The sequence below is a fragment of the Marivita sp. genome (assembly GCF_051859345.1).
Classification (GTDB): Bacteria; Pseudomonadota; Alphaproteobacteria; order Rhodobacterales; family Rhodobacteraceae; genus Marivita.
This window is the reverse complement of record NZ_JBHYFV010000026.1, coordinates 15,471-32,568: the sequence shown is the minus strand read 5'-3', so window position 1 is coordinate 32,568 and position 17,098 is coordinate 15,471. Positions and strand designations below refer to the sequence as shown.

Sequence of the window (17,098 nt, the reverse complement as noted above, 5' to 3'; positions counted from 1 at the left end):
CACTGTTCGACATGTCCATTGCCACCCGCATTCAAGCCAGTTTTGACAGCCAGTCCATGATGGCGACACTTGGCGCAGAACTTGTCGAAACCGGTGACGGAACTGCCACCATCAGCGCCCCGATCCTGCCTGGGTCGATGCAGCAACAAGGCTTCGGTCACGCAGGCCTCACTTTTTCCATTGGCGACAGCGCCGCTGGTTACGCCGCCCTTACGCTGATCCCCGAAGATCAGGAAGTCGTCACCGCCGAGATCAAGATCAACCTGCTTGCCCCCGCAAAGGGCACCTTGCTGATCGCGCACGGACGCGTGATCAAGCCAGGTCGCCGCCTGATCGTCGTCGCATCCGATGTCTACGCCATCACCGGAAACACCGAACGCCATATCGCCAGCCTTATGGGCACCATGATACCCGTCGACCTGTAAAGGAGCCGTAAATGCCCACCTACAATCAACCGCTTGGCGGCAATGACTCGCCCCGCTTTTCCGGCCCCAGCACCATGATGCGGCTTCCAACACAAACCACCTCAGAAGGGCTCGACGCCTGTTTTGTCGGCATTCCGATGGATCACGGGGCCTCGAACCGCCCGGGAACCCGCCTTGGTCCCCGTCAGATTCGCGAAGAAAGCCGCATGATGCGCCCCTACAACATGGCCACCGGCGCTGCGCCGTTCGAATCCATGCAAGTCGCCGATATCGGTGATGTCGCGGTCAATACGTTCGATTTGAAGAAAACCATCGGCATTATCGCCGACCACTACCGCGAAATCCTCAAACACGACACGATTCCGCTGACCCTTGGTGGCGATCACACGCTGACCTGGCCCATCCTGCGCGCAATCAAGGAAAAGCACGGCCCCGTCGCGCTCATCCATGTCGATGCCCATGCCGATACCAGCGACGAAATGTTTGGTGAGAAAGAGGCCCATGGCACCCCCTTCCGCCGCGCATGGGAAGAGGGTTGCCTGCAAAACGACAAGGTCTGGCAAATCGGCCTGCGCGGATCAGGGTATTCTCCGGAAGACTGGAACTGGGCGCGCGATCAGGGCTGGACGGTGATCCCGGCGGAACAGTGTTGGTATAAATCCCTTGCCCCGCTGATGGCCGACATCCGAAAGCAGATCGGCAAGACTCCGGTCTACCTCAGCTACGATATCGACAGCCTTGATCCCGCTTTCGCCCCAGGTACAGGCACCGTTGAGATGGGCGGCCTCAGCACGTGGCAGGCGCTGGAAATCGTGCGCGGATGTGCAGGTCTCAACCTTGTCGGCGGCGATCTGGTCGAGGTGTCCCCACCTTTCGACACCACCGGAACCACCGCGTTGATCGCGTCGAACCTGCTGTTCGAAATGCTCTGCGCCCTGCCCAGGGCGCAGAAATAAGGTTGTCGTGCCTTAGGCCGTTACGCCGTCAAGCCCTCGGGCTCTGCCACGCCATTCGCCCGACAACACGCGGTCACGGTATTGGCCAACAGACAAGCGATCGTCATCGGTCCGACGCCACCGGGAACCGGAGTGATTGCCCCCGCCACTGCGACGCAACTGTCAAAGTCGCAATCCCCGACAAGCCGCGTCTTGCCCGCGCCCTTCTCGGGTGCGTCCACGCGGTTGATCCCAACATCAATCACCGTTGCACCGGGTTTGATCCAATCACCCGGCACCATTTCGGGGCGACCCACGGCAGCGACAACAATATCCGCTTGGCGGACGACAGCGGGTAAATCCCTGGTCCGCGAATGGGCAATCGTCACAGTGCAACTGTCACCCAACAACAGCTGTGCCATCGGCTTGCCAACGATGTTCGACCGTCCGATCACCACCGCATCCATCCCGGACAAAGAGCCAAGATGATCCCGAAGCATCATCAGGCAGCCCAGCGGCGTACACGGCACCATCGACTTCTGCCCCGTTCCCAACAGACCCACATTCGAAATATGAAACCCGTCCACATCTTTGGCCGGGTCAATGGAATTGATCACCAGGTCCTCATCCAGATGCCCCGGAAGAGGCAGCTGCACCAGTATCCCATGAACGTCCGGATCCGTGTTCAACTGCGCGATCAGCGCCAGAAGATCGCTCTCGGACGTGTCCACCTCCAACTTGTGCTCATAGGAATTCATCCCGACTTCGACGGTCATCTTGCCCTTCGAACGCACATAGACCTGGCTCGCCGGGTCCTCACCAATCAGAACAACGGCCAGCCCCGGCGTGATCCCGTGATCCGCTTTCAATCGCGTCACATGTTCGCCCACCTGCCCGCGCAGTTTCGCGGCAATAGCCTTTCCGTCGATGATCTGAGCGCCCATGGTCGGTCCTTCTTCTTTTTCCAAATATGCACATGCAACCGATGCTGTCGGGGAACAAGCCTCGAACAGAAGCACGTTGCGGGATGGCGGGTGGGGCGATGGGCAAAGCCCGAGCGCCCACCCGCCATCCGCTTAAAACAGCCCTTCGATCTGGCCCGCTTCGTTCAGATGGATGCTCTCCGCCGACGGCACCCGCGGCAGGCCCGGCATCGTCATGATCTCTCCACAGACCACGACAATGAACCCCGCCCCCGCTGACAATCGCACCTCGCGCACCGGCACGCTAAAGCCGACAGGCGCGCCGCGCTGGCTTGGGTCGGTGGAAAAGCTGTATTGCGTTTTCGCCATACAGACCGGCAGGTTCCCATATCCCTGGTCTTCCCAAAGCTTGAGCTGATCGAGGATCTTCTGATCCATCACCGCTTCATCGGCGCGGTAGATTTTCTTGGCGATAGTCTGGACCTTCTCGGCCAGGGACATCTCATCCGGATAGATCGGCGCGAACTTGGCCTCACCCTTTGCGATCACCTCAACAACCTTGGTGGCAAGATCCGCAGACCCTTCCGACCCAAGCTCCCAGTGACGGCTCAGCACGGCCTCGGCCCCCTGGCCCGCCACGAAATCCTTCACCGCCTGGATTTCAGCCTCGGTGTCGGTGACGAAATGGTTGATCGCCACGACCACCGGTACGCCAAAGCTCTTGAGATTCTCGATATGGCGCCCAAGGTTCGGGCACCCGGCTTTCACCGCGTCCACATTCTCGGTTCCCAGATCGGCCTTGGCGACACCGCCATTCATCTTCATCGCGCGCACCGTGGCCACACAGACAACGACCGATGGCGCAATTCCGGCTTTGCGGCACTTGATGTTCATGAACTTCTCAGCGCCGAGGTCAGCTCCGAAGCCCGCTTCGGTCACCACATAATCGGCCAGCTTCAACGCGGTGGTTGTTGCAATCACCGAATTGCACCCATGCGCGATATTGGCAAACGGTCCGCCATGCACAAAGGCCGGATTGTTCTCGAGCGTCTGCACGAGGTTCGGCTGCATCGCATCCTTGAGAAGCACCGTCATCGCGCCTTCTGCCTTGATATCGCGGCAAAAGACCGGGCTGCGATCCCGGCGATAGGCCACGATCATGTCGCCCAGACGCTGCTCCAGATCCTTCAAATCCTTCGCAAGGCACAGAATTGCCATCACTTCGGACGCCACGGTAATGTCAAACCCACCTTCACGCGGGAACCCGTTGGCCACGCCACCCAGTGATACATTGACCTGACGCAGCGCGCGGTCATTCATGTCCACGACCCGCTTCCACTGCACACGGCGAATGTCGATTTCAAGCTCGTTGCCCCAGTAGATATGGTTGTCAAGCATCGCCGACAGCAGCGAATGCGCCGACGTGATGGCATGAAAATCGCCTGTGAAATGAAGGTTCATGTCCTCCATCGGGACGACCTGAGCATATCCGCCACCAGCGGCCCCGCCCTTCATCCCGAAATTCGGGCCAAGCGACGCTTCGCGAATACAGATCATCGCCTTCTTGCCGATATGGTTGAGACCATCGCCCAGCCCCACGGTTGTGGTCGTCTTGCCTTCACCCGCGGGTGTCGGGTTGATTGCAGTCACGAGGATCAGCTTGCCATCGGCGCGATCCTGAACCGAATTGATGAAACTTTGGCTGACCTTTGCCTTGTCATGGCCATAGGGCAGCAGGTCATCCGACCCGATCCCGATTTTTTCGCCAATCTCCTGGATGGGGCGCTTCTGCGCCTCACGCGCGATTTCGATATCCGTCTTGTACGACATGAATGGGTTCCCCTGTTCGGCACGTCATTTGCCCAAGGCATACAGTTGCACACCAGAGGTTTGGCGCGGTGAAACCGACACTTCCCGGCAAAACTGCGGCGGGATCAGTATCACACCGTCGCCAATCGGAAACCTTTGCCAGAGTCCACTACGCGCGGGCAGCTTCCAAGTGCGCCCAGACCGGCTGATCCGGAACATGCAATCGAAGTTGATCTGCCACGGCCAAACGCCCGGGGCGTTCGACCCAGGCTGTAACGCCGCGCCGGTTCAGGGCCGCCACCTTGAACGCTTTTCCCTTGCCCGGATGAACCGCTTCGATCTCGCGGGCCGGCAGGTGACAGGGACGGTTCTCCATGTCCAGGATCAGAGTGACCCCATCTGGCCCCTGCAGACGCGAGGACGGCGGAACGCGTGTGAAATCCGGTATCCCCGCGATCACAAGCGTCGCACCAAGCCAGACTGGATCAATCTCCGGAAGCCCCATATCCGATGCGATCATCGCAAGCTCTTCCGAAGATACGACCGACACTTGTCTGACATTGGCGATCTCGGTGCCACGGGGATGCTGCGATGTCACGCGACTGCAAGACGGGCGCGTGCGGCCGGAATGGCGTTCACCGACCGGACCATCGAACCCGAGTTCCAACCCGTCTGTCGGAGCGGACAGAATCGCGTCGCCATCAAACGGAACACAACCGATCCAGCACACCGTCGCCGTAAAATCCGTAGGTTTTAGTGCAGGCATTTCCATTCCTCCTCGGAATGGTGAAGACAAACCCCGCGTCGCGCCGAAGAACAACCCGAAACTGGCGAATCCTCCAAAGAAAAACCCCGGCACCGCATTGCGACACCGGGGTTTTCAATACTCGAACCGTGCCGGTCAGGCCGTCGGTTCCGGCTCCAACCCGCCATCTTCTGCACGCGGTTTGGACTTCGGCTTGGTCTTGGGAATCGCAGTGACGCTGGGCTTGTCGGACACATCACCGGATGCATCGTCATTCCCGGACTGAGGCGGCTCACCCCGGATCACGCGTTTGATTTCCTCGCCGGTCAGAGTTTCGTACTCAAGCAGGCCTTGCGCGAGGCGTTCCCACTCTTCTCTCTTGTCCGTCAGGATTTTGAACGCGCGCTCATAAGCGTCCTGAATGAAGCCTCTGACCTCACCCTCGATCAATTCCTTGGTATGGGCAGACACCGATAACCCTGCGGTGTTCCCGCTATAGCCCTCAGCCGCTTCGCGATAGTCGATATTACCGACCTTGTCCGACATGCCCCACTGCAGCACCATCGCCCGCGCCAAAGCCGACGCTTGCTGAATGTCACCCGCAGGACCGTTGGACACGTTGCCTTCACCATATTTGATGATCTCGGCCGCCTTTCCCGCCATTGTCATGGCAAGTTTTTCCTCACACTCGGATTTGTGCCAGTTCAAACGGTCGATTTCCGGCAGAGACACCACCATACCAAGCGCGCCACCGCGCGGGATGATGGTCGCCTTGTAGACCGGATCACATTGCGGGAGTTCCAGACCAACAATGGCATGGCCGGCTTCGTGATAGGCGGTCTTCTCTTTCTGCTCCGGCGTCAGGACCATGGAGCGCCGTTCGGCCCCCATCATCACCTTGTCCTTGGCGTTCTCGAAATCCTCCATCGTCACGAATCGACGGCCAACCCGTGCCGCCATAAGCGCCGCTTCGTTGACGAGGTTGGCGAGATCCGCGCCCGAGAAACCCGGCGTACCGCGTGCGATGATACGCAGATCGACATCCGGGCCCAGAGGCGTCTTGCGCGCATGCACACCCAGGATCTTCTCACGACCTTTGATATCCGGGTTGGGAACGGTCACCTGGCGGTCAAAACGACCGGGGCGCAAAAGAGCAGGATCAAGCACGTCACGACGGTTTGTCGCGGCGACGATGATCACGCCTTCGTTCGTCTCAAAGCCATCCATCTCGACCAGCAACTGGTTTAGCGTCTGCTCACGTTCGTCATTGCCACCGCCGTACCCGGCACCACGCGCGCGACCAACGGCGTCGATCTCGTCAATGAAAACGATGCAGGGTGCGTTCTTTTTGGCTTGTTCGAACATGTCACGGACACGGGACGCCCCAACACCCACAAACATTTCCACAAAGTCAGAACCCGAGATCGTGAAGAACGGCACACCCGCTTCACCCGCAATCGCGCGGGCCAGAAGGGTTTTACCTGTTCCCGGAGGTCCAACCAGCAAAGCACCTTTGGGGATCTTGCCACCAAGACGCGAGAACCGCTGCGGATTGCGAAGGAATTCGACAATCTCTTCCAGTTCTTCCTTGGCCTCGTCGATGCCCGCCACGTCGTCGAACGTCACGCGACCGTGCTTTTCGGTCAAAAGCTTGGCTTTGGATTTGCCAAAGCCCATGGCACCGCCTTTGCCGCCGCCCTGCATGCGGTTCATGAAATAGATCCACACACCGATCAGCAGAAGGAAGGGAAGCAGGCTCAACAAGAAGGATTGGAAGCCAGATTGTTGCTGTTGTTCCGCGCGGATCGGGACGTCGTTGCCGATCAACAGATCGGTGACGGTGGCGTCTTCCGGTTTGATGGCCACATAATCCTGACCGTCAGTGCTTCGGAACCGAACTTGTTCGCCGTCCAGCGTCACTGAACTGACCGTGTCATTTTCAACCGCCGACACGAAATCCGAATAGCTGATTTCACGGCTCTGAAGGGTGTTTCCACCGCCCGAAAAGATGTTGAAAAGTGCAAGGATCAGCAGGAACAGTACGACCCAAAAGGCGATATTTCGTGCGTTGCCCAAGGAAATTTCTCCTGAATCTGACATGGGCGAACTGGCCCGTGTCTCTTGTCGTATAACATAGACATGCGACGCGCGTGTTCAATGCGAAAGACAAAATGCCTCAAAACCGGTGTCGGCCCGCCCAAGCACAAAGCGACGTGCGCTGATCTGCGGACCGATACCCAATACCGGACAAGCCAGCAAGGCATCACCAGACCACAGCGCCGGAAAGGCCAAAGACGCCCGATGCGGCGCCGAAAGGCCCGAGCGATCGCCGATTTGTTCCCATCCCGACGCGCCCAGGGCCCGGACCGTGGCGGATGTCGGCAGCGCCCCGGTTTCATCGCCCAGCACCCACTGCCCATCCCACAACGCGTCCAGGTTCGCCTCGACCCCTTGGACTGCCGCCGCTTCTCGCACCACGCGCAGGTGGGTTTTCTCTACCAGCACCTCTGCACCGTGCAAAGTTCCGCCGCCGCCAGACAGCACTTGCGTCAAGAGCGCCTCGCTTGCCGCCGCCCGAGGCCTGTATTCGGACGACGCAACGTAGCAAAGCGCCGAGGTCAACAGGCGCAGTTGCGTTTCCTGATCCAACGCAGCAAACCCGTCGCGGTCAATCAGCACCTGGCCAAGTGGTGCGTCCGAACACAGTTTGCCTGCCGCCTCAACCAGTCGCGCCTGTAGCGCGTCCCTTGCCCGCCCAAGTCGCTTTGCCGTGTCCGCAAATCCCGTTGCCGTGATTCCTTCATCGCCCAATAGCTTTAACAAATGACGAATGCGCACGCGTTCGTAACTGCGATCCTCATTTGTCGGGTCTTCGACCCACCGTCCTTTCAGAACCGTCGCATAGTGGCGCAACTCGTCGCGGTGCATCTCAAGGCAGGGGCGCAACACCCGAAAGCCCACACACACGTTCCGGCGCGGCGGACACGCGCCTGAAACTTCGTCTGGCGCCAAGTCGACATTCCCCATCGGGTGCGGCACGACATCGCGTGTAACGCGCATTCCGGACAATCCATCCACACCTGATCCGCGCGCAAGTCGCATCAGCACGGTTTCTGCCTGATCATCCAAAGTGTGGGCAAACAGCACATGGCGCACGTCGCCGCGCCACCGGTCGATAAGGTCAAGCCGGGCACGTCGGGCTCTGTCCTGCACATTGCCCTGCCCGTCCCAATGCCACCGCAAAGTCGCGTGTGGCCAGCCCAGGGCACCGCATGCCTCGGCCACCATGGCCGCCTCGGCGGCACTTGCGGCGCGCAGACCATGATCCACAGTCGCCACCCACAGGCGCACGCCATAAGTGTGGGTCCAATTGTGGGCAAGATACAGCATCGCCATGCTGTCCCCGCCACCAGAGACCGCCAAACCGATGTCAGACGGAAAATCGGGGCCTAACAGCTGCCCCATCGCCTCTGCAAACCGCTGCGCAAGCGGTGTGTCATTCACTGGCAATCGAACCGGGCTTTGACCGTGTCGGCCTGCGCAATCGCATCTGCGCTGCCCGGATACCGGCCCGCGACCTCGGCCAGAGTCACACATGCCTCTGCAACATTGCCAAGGTCTCCCAGCGCTGCACCAAGACGCCAAAGTGCCTCGGGGCCAGCCGCATCATCCGGATAGCCAGCATAGGCATCCAGATAACGCCGCGCCGCGTCTCGTACGTTGCCCAGCCCTTCAAGAGCCCGACCCTCGGCCACCAACGCCTGCGCTTCTAGCGGTCCACCCGGATAGGCCTCGCGAAAGGCCGCAAACTGGTCTGCGGCGGATTGAAAGTCACCCTGGGCGAGCGCCTCCCCGGCTCGCCGAAAGTCTGTCTCTTCACCAACCGCCAATTCGGTTCCGCCGGTCTGCGGCACAGCCTGCGGCGCGGCGGGGGCCGTCGCAGTTGCTTCACCACCCAACGTCGGGCTTTTGCCAAGGGATCCGATATCGCACCCTTCTTCAAGTTCGCACAACCTGAATTCCAGATCCCCCAGACGCTGCGTGCCGTCTTCGGCCACGCTGCTGACCCGGAACTCCAACTCCTCGGTCTTGGCAGTCAGGCGCTGCAATTCGGACTCGATCGCGTTGATCCGATCCAAGGCGCCGGACGGCAAGGCAAGCGTGCTTGCCCCGGTTGTGCTCAGTTCGCGCTTCAGTCTCTGGATTTCCACATACAGAACCGACATGTCCTGTCGGATATCCGCCAGCGTCTCAGCCGTCTGCGCACCAACCGGGGCAGCGGCCAGGAACACTCCAATAGCAAGGGAAATCAGACGCATTCAGGTCTCCGTCAGCTCGACAATCCGGCGGAAATGATCGTGACCGCCCGCCGGTTCTTCGCATAACACGCCTCTTCCGAACAAATCTCGATCGGGCGTTCCTTACCATAGCTCACAAAGCGCAACCGGTTTGACGGGATCCCCTGTGCAACCAGATACTCCATCACCGAATTGGCCCGACGCGCACCAAGCGCGAGGTTGTAAGCCCGCGTGCCCTGTTCATCGGCATGACCTTCGATCACCGCGTTGTAGTCCGAGTTGGTCCGCAGCCATTGCACCTGCCCATCCAGCGTGGCGCGCGCTTCGGGGCCCAGTGTGGACTGGTCGACGGCAAACAGTACCCGGTCACCGACCGTCTGCTGAAAATAGGCCGGTGAACTGGGGTCACTGGCGCTGCCGGGGGCAATGCCACCGGCAGAGCCGGTCGCGGCGTTCAGATCCACTGCATCGTTGTCAAAGCGATTGGCATTGGTACAGGCTGACAAGGCCAAGACGGCCACCAGCATTGTAAGTTTCGCGGAAAGTCGCATGAGATATCCTGCTCTTTATTATTGGCTCGAATCTACCACAGCATCGCTGCCGCGCCTAGTCGTCTGCGGACCGTCAGAATTTTCACCGAAAAACCCCGACCGCCCCACATTCTTTCCCGGTGCAAGGACCAGTGTCACTGCAGCGGTCCCCAGCTTGGGTCGGATGCCCCTTCGGGGGTTCGCACCCGTTTGAGGTTTCGTCCCGAAATATCAACCGTATACAAGGACGACGCCCCTTGCGCGCCCTGTGTTTCGCGCGCGAACATGATGACCCGTCCGTTGGGGGCCCAGGTCGGACCCTCGTCCAGGAACGATGCCGTCAAAAGCCGCTCTTCCGATCCATCGGTCCGCATCACACCGATGTGAAACCGGCCCGCGTTCTGCTTGGTAAAGGCGATCATGTCGCCACGCGGCGACCAGACAGGTGTCGAATACCGGCCCTGCCCAAAGCTGATGCGCCGTGCCTCGCCACCACTGGCGGACATGACGTAAAGCTGCTGCGTGCCGGAGCGGTCACTTTCGAAAACGATCTGGCTGCCGTCGGGCGAATAGCTGGGCGCGGTTTCGATCGACGGCGCGCTGGTCAATTGTCGGGTGCCGCCACTGCCGATATCCATTGCCCAGATGTCTGTGTTCGACCCTTGCGTCAGCGAGTAGACAACCGTCTGACCGTTCGGCGCAAACCTCGGCGCAAAGCTCATGACGCCGTCCTGCCCTTGCAGAATACGGCTTTGTACGGTGCCAACTTCCAACACATGTACACGCGGCATGCCGGTTTCATAGCTTGTGTAAAGAACCCGTTGACCGTCCTCGGAAAACCGCGGCGCGAGCACCAGGGCGTTGCTGCCCGTCAGGTACTGCACATTGGCGCCATCGTAATCCATGACCGCAAGCCGCTTGGCACGCTGATCCTTGGGTCCGCTTTCAGACACAAACACCACGCGGCTGTCGAAATACCCCGATTCACCCGTGATCCGGCTGTAAACCTGGTCTGCCACCTTGTGCGCCATGCGCCGCCAGCCGTCCGGCGTTCCGGCAAACTGCATGCCCTGTCCAAGCTCGGTTCCGGCGAAGACATCCCAGACACGGAACTTGACGACCACGCGCCCTCCCTCGGAACTGACGGCGCCGGTCACAAGAGCCTGCGCATTGATCGCCTTCCAGTCCGCGAACTGAACCGGGCTGCCAAAACTGGTGATCTGGCTGATATGGGCCTCGCGGGGCACTTCGCGGAACAATCCGGTGCCGGTCAGATCCTCGGCAACCACACGCGCGATCTGCTGCGCAAGCTGCTGGCCACCAGCGCTTTCGGCCACAAAATCCGGAACCGCATAGGGCAAGGGTTCGACCACCCCTTCCGTGATCTCGATTCTCAATGGTCCGCTTTGAGCCAGAGCCATCACAGGCACGAACACAGCACAAAGCAACACAGACAAAAGATACGCCGTGATCTGTTTCATCGGATCCTCATACTTTCGGGGTTGAACGTCATCTCGACGGTCTTCCACTGATCAAACTTTTCGGGTGGCAGGCTGTACCCGTCTCCCTGACACCGTAAAATCGCCCGGCGCGCGGCCTGAAACGCTGTTTCAGCAGCTGAACCGTCGCCGCCGCTTGCCGCAAGCATGCGCAAACTCGACGTCACCACCCGGCCCGAGCGATCCATATCAAACCCAACTGTCACAGTCACACCTGACGCCTGCGATCCGACATCCACAACCCAGCATTCCTGTACGGCAATACGAAATCCATCCGTCTCGCCTTCGGTCAACGGCGGCCCGTCTGTGGCCCCTGTCGCACCGCCGGACAACGCTTCTTCAAGCGCACCGGCAATTGCGTTCGCCGTGGTGTCGGCCTCTTCCGTGTCCTGCGGTGCGGGCTCTTCGGCGGGTGCAGGTTCAGGTGTCGCGGCCGTGACCGGTGCAGGTCGGTTCGGGCGCACTTGCGGGCGCATCGACGACGTTGGAGCACGGGCGGGTTCTTCTGCTTCGGTCACGATTTCTGTTGTCGCCGCCTCGGGTGACGTCGCCTGCTGTTCTTCGGCATCCGTCACATCGGGCGTTTCGGATTGCTCGACCGATTCCTGCACGTCCGGCGCGATCTCGGCCTCTGGTTCGGGTTCCGGCACAGCTTCGGGGGCGACGCGGGGGGCCGGGCGCGGCACCGGGCGCAACGCAACCTCTGGTGCCTCGACTTCGGGCACCGGCTCTGGTGCGGGCGGCTGCGGCAATTCTTCGGTCACCTGTGGTTCCGGAACAGGCACAACCGGCTGCGGGATTGGATCAGGCTCTGCAATCTCCGGCTCGACAGGTGTCGGCTGCGTTTCGGGTTGCGTCTCTTCCACCGGTGCCTCGGGCTCTGGCTCGGTCACTTCAGGTTCGGGCAGCGCAGCAGGCTCGTCACCAAGCGTCGGAGCGGCCTGCGGCTGCATCATGGCCGCGAACTCCGCCTCGGAGATGACCGAGACATCAGCCACTTCGACCTCGGGCGGGTCGCTGCGAAACATGCCCCCGAATAAGGCCCAAAGGATCAGAAATCCGTGTGCGCCGCCGGATATATAATGGCCCGTATGCACTGCGCGCCTCAGCCATCCGACCCGTCAAGAGTCGGACCACCGATGTCGGTGACAAGCCCGATAGAGCTGAATCCACCGGCATTCAGCGCACCCATGACCTGTGCCACAACTTCATAAGTCACAGCCCCGTCAGCGCGCAAAAACACCCGGTCATCCGATCGCTCTGCCGCAATTGCCCGAAGGCGCGGCACAAGATCCGCGCGCGTCACTTCGGTGTTCTGGATCGACACAATGCCATCCGCCCCAATGGTCACGGTCAGCGGCTCTTCGGTTTCCGAGGGCAGCGCCGAGGCCGCCGTTTTCGGCAACTCCACGGGAACACCCACGGTCAACAACGGTGCGGCCACCATGAAGATGATCAAAAGCACCATCATGACATCGACAAAAGGTGTGACGTTGATCTCGGACATGGGCATGGCCCGGCTCTTGCGCCGCCTGCGCCCGCCGCCACCACCGCCTGATCTGACCACGCCACCCCCCATGGTTCAGCTGTCCAACTGGCGGCTGAGGATGGTGGAAAACTCATCGGCAAAGGATTCGTACCCTGCCAGAATACGGTCGCTGTCCGCCGACAGCTTGTTGTAGAACACAACTGCCGGAATCGCGGCCAACAGGCCAAGACCGGTTGCCAACAACGCCTCGGCAATACCGGGGGCCACAACAACCAGCGACGTGTTCTGCTGCTGCGCGATCTCGACAAAGGCGTGCATGATACCCCAGACCGTGCCGAACAGGCCGACAAACGGAGCAACCGACCCGACTGTCGCCAGAACGGCAAGGTTCTTCTGCAGGTCTTCCGCTTCTTTCTGGATCGCCACATCCATGGACCGGTCGATCCGCGCATGTGCCCCTGCGATAAGCCCGCCATCATCACGATGCGACCGCCGCCATTCCGTCATGCCCGCCGCGAATACCTTTTTCGCACGTCCACCGGGTTCTGGCCCGACCTGATCGAACAATTCGTCCAACGGCTCGCCCGACCAGAAGGCGCGATCGAACTCTGCCGCTTCGGCCCGTGCCTTGCGATAGGACATCAGCTTTTCAAAGATAATCGCCCACGCCCAGAAGGACGCGATCATCAGCAATACCATCACAAGCTTGACCGTAAGTGTCGCGCGCGTAAAAAGTCCCCACATGGAGAAATCAATCTCCTGCGCCAGCGCAAGTGTTTCTGCTTCCATCTGCCTGCTCTTTAGCCGGTTGGCCCCGATTGTCCGGGCTCTATTATCAGCGTGTTTAGCCCAATTTCAGGGGAAACGCCAACACAATGGCGTCAATTGCGAGTTAACTTGCCCCTTCAGTGAATCTGACGGCGGATATTCGCCGGAAGCCGCGCAGGGGTTCCGCCCTCTGCGACACACACCACCGTGACCTCGGCGTGAAACAGCACATCCTTGCCCCGCACAACCTCCTGGGTCATGATCAATCGCACCCCGGTCACGGCCTTGACCACGGTCCGCACAAGCAATTCATCATCGAACTTCGCAGGTTTCAGGTAATCCGCCTCCACGCGCCGGACAACAAACACCACACCATCCTCTTCGCGCATGGCATTCTGATCTACGCCCAGTGACCGAACCCAGTCTGACCGCGCGCGTTCAATATAACGCAGGTAATTGGCGTAATAGACGATTCCGCCCATATCGGTGTCCTCGTAATACACCCGAACCGACAGCTCATGCACCATCAGCTGTCTCCTTCCTGCGCAACCTGCATCCGGGCCGCCAACCGCATGGCGTGGGTGGCATCTTCGGTTGCCGCCGGCATCACCGGATCATAGGCCGCCCGGATCAGCGCCGCGATGTCAGGGCGCAGGACAACGCGCCCATCCTCCAACTGCCCCAGGGGCGAGCGATCCGAAAACGCCAGATCCGACCAAAGCACCATCGACTGCACCACCTGAGACAGCGCCAGTGTCTGGGCCGGCAGATCGGACAACACGTCGTCCATGCGCAGGAAGATGAAACAGGCCTTGATCGCGCCCGCCGCATCGAACCGGAACACCCGGTACTGATTGGCTTGCGCCTCTGAAAGCCGCGCCACCAACAGAGTCAATCCGTCGATCAACCGATCCAGATCAGGAACCGCCAGCAATTCGTCCCAGTCGCGAAAGAAGAACACCATGACGTTGGTGCCCAACTCAGGATCGGTTTCGGTCATGTGGTGCCCGGCCATCGCGCACACGGCCTCGAACGCGCCTTTGACCACTGGCAAGGTTTCGTCCGCAACCCCGAACACAATCGGCGCAATGGGGCGACCCCAACGCGCAAACAGGTACGATCCATCCGACCGCGTGAACAATCCCTCAATCTCGTGCGCATCCATCATGAAGCCGCTTATCCCTCGAACAGGTCGGACTGCCCCGGCGACCGTGGCGCGGCCAGTCCCAGATGCGACCACCCCTTTTGCGCAAGCATCCGGCCACGCGGCGTGCGCTGAATCAAACCTTGCTGCAACAGGTAGGGTTCAATCACCTCTTCCAGCGCATCCCGGCTTTCGGATAATGCTGCCGAAAGGGTTTCGATGCCGACCGGACCACCCTGATAATTCTCTGCTATCAGGCTCAGATAGCGCCGGTCCGCGCCATCAAGTCCAAGACCGTCCACCCCAAGGCGCGTCAGCGCCCCATCCGCCAGTTCCTTGGTGACAATGCCATTTCCCTCAACCACCGCAAAATCGACCACCCGGCGCAACAAACGCCCGGCAATCCGCGGTGTCCCACGCGATCGACGTGCAATCTCTCGCGCGCCTTCCGATGCGGTCTGAACCCCAAGCTTCACCGCATTGCGGGTCACAATCGTGTTCAGTTCATCCTCGGTGTAGAAATTCAACCGCGTCGGAATCCCGAACCGATCCCTCAAAGGCGTCGTCAGCAAACCCAATCGCGTTGTTGCCCCGACAAGCGTGAAAGGCTGCAATTCGATCCGCACCGTGCGCGCCGCTGGTCCCTCGCCGATCACCAGATCAAGCTCGTAATCCTCCATCGCGGGATAGAGCACTTCTTCAACCGCCGGGTTCAGACGATGAATTTCGTCGATGAACAACACATCCCGCGATTCCAGATTGGTCAGGATCGCGGCCAGATCACCCGCCTTGGCCAGAACCGGCCCGGATGTCATCCGAAATCCGACGCCCAATTCGCGCGACATGATCTGCGCCAGTGTGGTCTTTCCCAATCCCGGCGGCCCGTGAAACAGCGTGTGGTCCATCGATTCGCCACGTTGGCGCGCCGATTGAATGAAGACCCGCAAATTCGCCCGCGCTTCTGCCTGTCCGACAAAATCGTCAAGCATTTGCGGACGCAACGCACGGTCGCGGTCCTCGGGCATTGGGTCAGGACGAACAATCGGATCAGAAGCCATCTACAGCCCCCCCGGCCAATGAGCGCCCGCATCCGTCATCCCTTCGGAGCCAGCAATTTCAACGCCGCGCGGATGAGATCAGAGGTATCCGCCCCCTGCAAATCCCCCGCCGCCTGCGCCACGGCACCAGCAGCCTCGCCCGGCGCATAGCCCAGATTGCAGAGCGCCGACAACGCCTCTGCCTGCGCCGAAGCTGTTGGAACGGGCACGGCTCTGGGCGCTGCCGTGACGGCCTCCAGAACCTCCACATCCTCGGCCACGGCCGCAACCGAGGCCGCGCCACTCATCGCCATGATCGTCGGTGCCTTGTCCTTGAGCTCATTGACCACACGCTGCGCCGTCTTGGGACCAATCCCCTTGGCTGCCTTCACGGAATTCCAGTCGCCCAGCGCAATTGCCCGGCTTACCCCATCCGGACCCAATGCGCCAAGAATGGCCAAAGACGCCTTGGCGCCGACGCCCTGCACCGACATCAGCAAGCGATGCCACTCTTTCTCGACCAATGTTGGAAAGCCAAACAACTGCAAGATATCCTCGCGCACCAGCAGGTCGGTAAACAACGCCACCGCCTCACCTGGCCCCGGCACCCCTGCCAGCACCCGGTCCGAGCAATAGACCACATACCCCACGCCGCGCACGTCGATCAAAACGTGATCGTCGCCCTTGTATTCGACCCGTCCGGCAATTCGCCCGATCATGCCCGCATCCTCATTCCCGGCCCGGTCATGTGATTCGCATGACAGATCGCAATCGCAAGGGCATCCGCCGCATCCGATCCGTTGATCTGCGCCCCCGGCAACTGCATCTTCACCATGTGTTCAACCTGTCTCTTGTCGGCATGGCCAACCCCCACAACCGTCTTCTTGACCGAGTTCGGTGCATATTCCCCGACCGCCAGCCCAAACTGCGCGGGCACCAGCAACGCAACTCCCCGTGCCTGACCCAGTTTGAGAGTGCCAACCGCGTCCTTGTTCACAAAGGTTTTCTCAATTGCGACCGTGTCAGGCTGGAATCGCTCGAACACTTCGGTCAGTCCCTGATGCAATGCCAGCAAACGCGAGGCAAGTTCACCGGCACCTGACAGACAGACGCCGTTCGCGACATGACGCAAACGGCTTCCTTCGGCCTCGATCACACCCCATCCAAGGAAGCGCAGGCCAGGATCAATCCCCAAAACACGCATGCTGCTCGCGCCTTTGTTGCTTTTGCATCACGGCTAGCACGAAACGCGAACAAACGCCAAGCACTCAAAACAAATGCGGCACATCCACTTCGATGTCGAAAATGCGCGCGACAACGTCGCCTTTGTTCGCTGCGGCCCGAAAACGACGCCGGACTGGTCGCGATTTACAGTTAAAACAAGGCCGCTCTGCCACAATTTCGAGCCATGCAAAAAGAGCATAAAATCTATGCGAAAAGGTCAATTGAAGATGCGAAATTCCGCAACTACATGCGCGTCAGACAAACAACACACC

General features: G+C 60.3%; 18 protein-coding genes. 2 read left to right on the top strand and 16 right to left on the bottom strand.

Going from position 1 to position 17,098, the window contains the following annotated elements; translation table 11 throughout:
* The first annotated feature begins 11 nt into the window (after nucleotides 1-11).
* Both ACTIEN_RS15540 and speB read left to right on the top strand, forming a co-directional pair.
* On the top strand, nucleotides 12-425 hold the full coding sequence (locus ACTIEN_RS15540; protein WP_439524086.1) for a PaaI family thioesterase: 414 nt from the start codon (nucleotides 12-14) through the stop codon (nucleotides 423-425).
* A gap of 11 nt (nucleotides 426-436) precedes the next feature.
* Nucleotides 437-1,381, top strand: coding sequence for an agmatinase (speB, locus tag ACTIEN_RS15535; RefSeq protein WP_439524057.1), 945 nt, complete (start codon nucleotides 437-439; stop codon nucleotides 1,379-1,381).
* 20 nt (nucleotides 1,382-1,401) lie between these two features.
* Here speB and folD read toward each other — a convergent pair whose 3' ends face one another.
* The 16 genes from folD to ruvC all read right to left on the bottom strand — a co-directional run bounded on the left by folD (nucleotide 1,402) and on the right by ruvC (nucleotide 16,806).
* Nucleotides 1,402-2,304, bottom strand: a complete 903-nt coding sequence (gene folD / locus ACTIEN_RS15530; protein ID WP_439524056.1) for a bifunctional methylenetetrahydrofolate dehydrogenase/methenyltetrahydrofolate cyclohydrolase FolD — start codon at nucleotides 2,302-2,304, stop codon at nucleotides 1,402-1,404.
* 132 nt (nucleotides 2,305-2,436) lie between these two features.
* Nucleotides 2,437-4,113 (bottom strand): formate--tetrahydrofolate ligase, encoded by a 1,677-nt coding sequence (locus tag ACTIEN_RS15525; protein ID WP_439524055.1) that lies wholly within the window; start codon nucleotides 4,111-4,113, stop codon nucleotides 2,437-2,439.
* Nucleotides 4,114-4,261: 148 nt separating this feature from the next.
* Nucleotides 4,262-4,858, bottom strand: coding sequence for an MOSC domain-containing protein (locus tag ACTIEN_RS15520; RefSeq protein WP_439524054.1), 597 nt, complete (start codon nucleotides 4,856-4,858; stop codon nucleotides 4,262-4,264).
* Between the two features lie 135 nt (nucleotides 4,859-4,993).
* Entirely contained in the window at nucleotides 4,994-6,913 is a 1,920-nt protein-coding gene (gene ftsH / locus ACTIEN_RS15515) for an ATP-dependent zinc metalloprotease FtsH (protein ID WP_439524053.1), read from the bottom strand.
* A gap of 78 nt (nucleotides 6,914-6,991) precedes the next feature.
* Nucleotides 6,992-8,341, bottom strand: a complete 1,350-nt coding sequence (gene tilS / locus ACTIEN_RS15510) for a tRNA lysidine(34) synthetase TilS (protein ID WP_439524052.1) — start codon at nucleotides 8,339-8,341, stop codon at nucleotides 6,992-6,994.
* Nucleotides 8,338-9,156 carry a tetratricopeptide repeat protein gene (locus ACTIEN_RS15505; RefSeq protein ID WP_439524051.1) on the bottom strand — a complete coding sequence of 273 codons (819 nt, stop codon included), beginning with the start codon at nucleotides 9,154-9,156 and terminating at the stop codon, nucleotides 8,338-8,340. Before ACTIEN_RS15505 ends, tilS begins: the two co-directional genes overlap by 4 nt.
* An 11-nt stretch (nucleotides 9,157-9,167) precedes the next feature.
* Nucleotides 9,168-9,686: a peptidoglycan-associated lipoprotein Pal gene (gene pal, locus ACTIEN_RS15500; protein ID WP_439524050.1), complete on the bottom strand. Its 519-nt coding sequence runs from the start codon at nucleotides 9,684-9,686 to the stop codon at nucleotides 9,168-9,170.
* 134 nt (nucleotides 9,687-9,820) lie between these two features.
* Entirely contained in the window at nucleotides 9,821-11,146 is a 1,326-nt protein-coding gene (gene tolB / locus ACTIEN_RS15495) for a Tol-Pal system beta propeller repeat protein TolB (protein WP_439524049.1), read from the bottom strand.
* A complete protein-coding gene (locus ACTIEN_RS15490; protein WP_439524048.1) occupies nucleotides 11,143-12,192 on the bottom strand; it encodes a cell envelope biogenesis protein TolA in 1,050 nt (349 codons plus the stop codon). Before ACTIEN_RS15490 ends, tolB begins: the two co-directional genes overlap by 4 nt.
* A gap of 77 nt (nucleotides 12,193-12,269) precedes the next feature.
* The gene (gene tolR, locus ACTIEN_RS15485) at nucleotides 12,270-12,743 is read right to left on the bottom strand and encodes a protein TolR (RefSeq protein WP_439524047.1); all 474 of its coding nucleotides are present in this window, start codon (nucleotides 12,741-12,743) and stop codon (nucleotides 12,270-12,272) included.
* A 3-nt stretch (nucleotides 12,744-12,746) separates the two neighbouring features.
* On the bottom strand, nucleotides 12,747-13,442 hold the full coding sequence (gene tolQ / locus ACTIEN_RS15480) for a protein TolQ (protein ID WP_439524046.1): 696 nt from the start codon (nucleotides 13,440-13,442) through the stop codon (nucleotides 12,747-12,749).
* Between the two features lie 116 nt (nucleotides 13,443-13,558).
* Nucleotides 13,559-13,948 (bottom strand): tol-pal system-associated acyl-CoA thioesterase, encoded by a 390-nt coding sequence (gene ybgC, locus ACTIEN_RS15475; protein ID WP_439524045.1) that lies wholly within the window; start codon nucleotides 13,946-13,948, stop codon nucleotides 13,559-13,561.
* Nucleotides 13,948-14,586 carry a hypothetical protein gene (locus tag ACTIEN_RS15470; protein ID WP_439524085.1) on the bottom strand — a complete coding sequence of 213 codons (639 nt, stop codon included), beginning with the start codon at nucleotides 14,584-14,586 and terminating at the stop codon, nucleotides 13,948-13,950. Before ACTIEN_RS15470 ends, ybgC begins: the two co-directional genes overlap by 1 nt.
* An 11-nt stretch (nucleotides 14,587-14,597) precedes the next feature.
* Nucleotides 14,598-15,623, bottom strand: a complete 1,026-nt coding sequence (gene ruvB / locus ACTIEN_RS15465; RefSeq protein WP_439524044.1) for a Holliday junction branch migration DNA helicase RuvB — start codon at nucleotides 15,621-15,623, stop codon at nucleotides 14,598-14,600.
* Nucleotides 15,624-15,658: 35 nt separating this feature from the next.
* Nucleotides 15,659-16,321, bottom strand: coding sequence for a Holliday junction branch migration protein RuvA (gene ruvA / locus ACTIEN_RS15460; RefSeq protein ID WP_439524043.1), 663 nt, complete (start codon nucleotides 16,319-16,321; stop codon nucleotides 15,659-15,661).
* Nucleotides 16,318-16,806: a crossover junction endodeoxyribonuclease RuvC gene (gene ruvC / locus ACTIEN_RS15455; protein WP_439524042.1), complete on the bottom strand. Its 489-nt coding sequence runs from the start codon at nucleotides 16,804-16,806 to the stop codon at nucleotides 16,318-16,320. The genes ruvA and ruvC overlap by 4 nt, the downstream gene beginning before the upstream one ends.
* Between the last annotated feature and the right edge of the window lie 292 nt (nucleotides 16,807-17,098).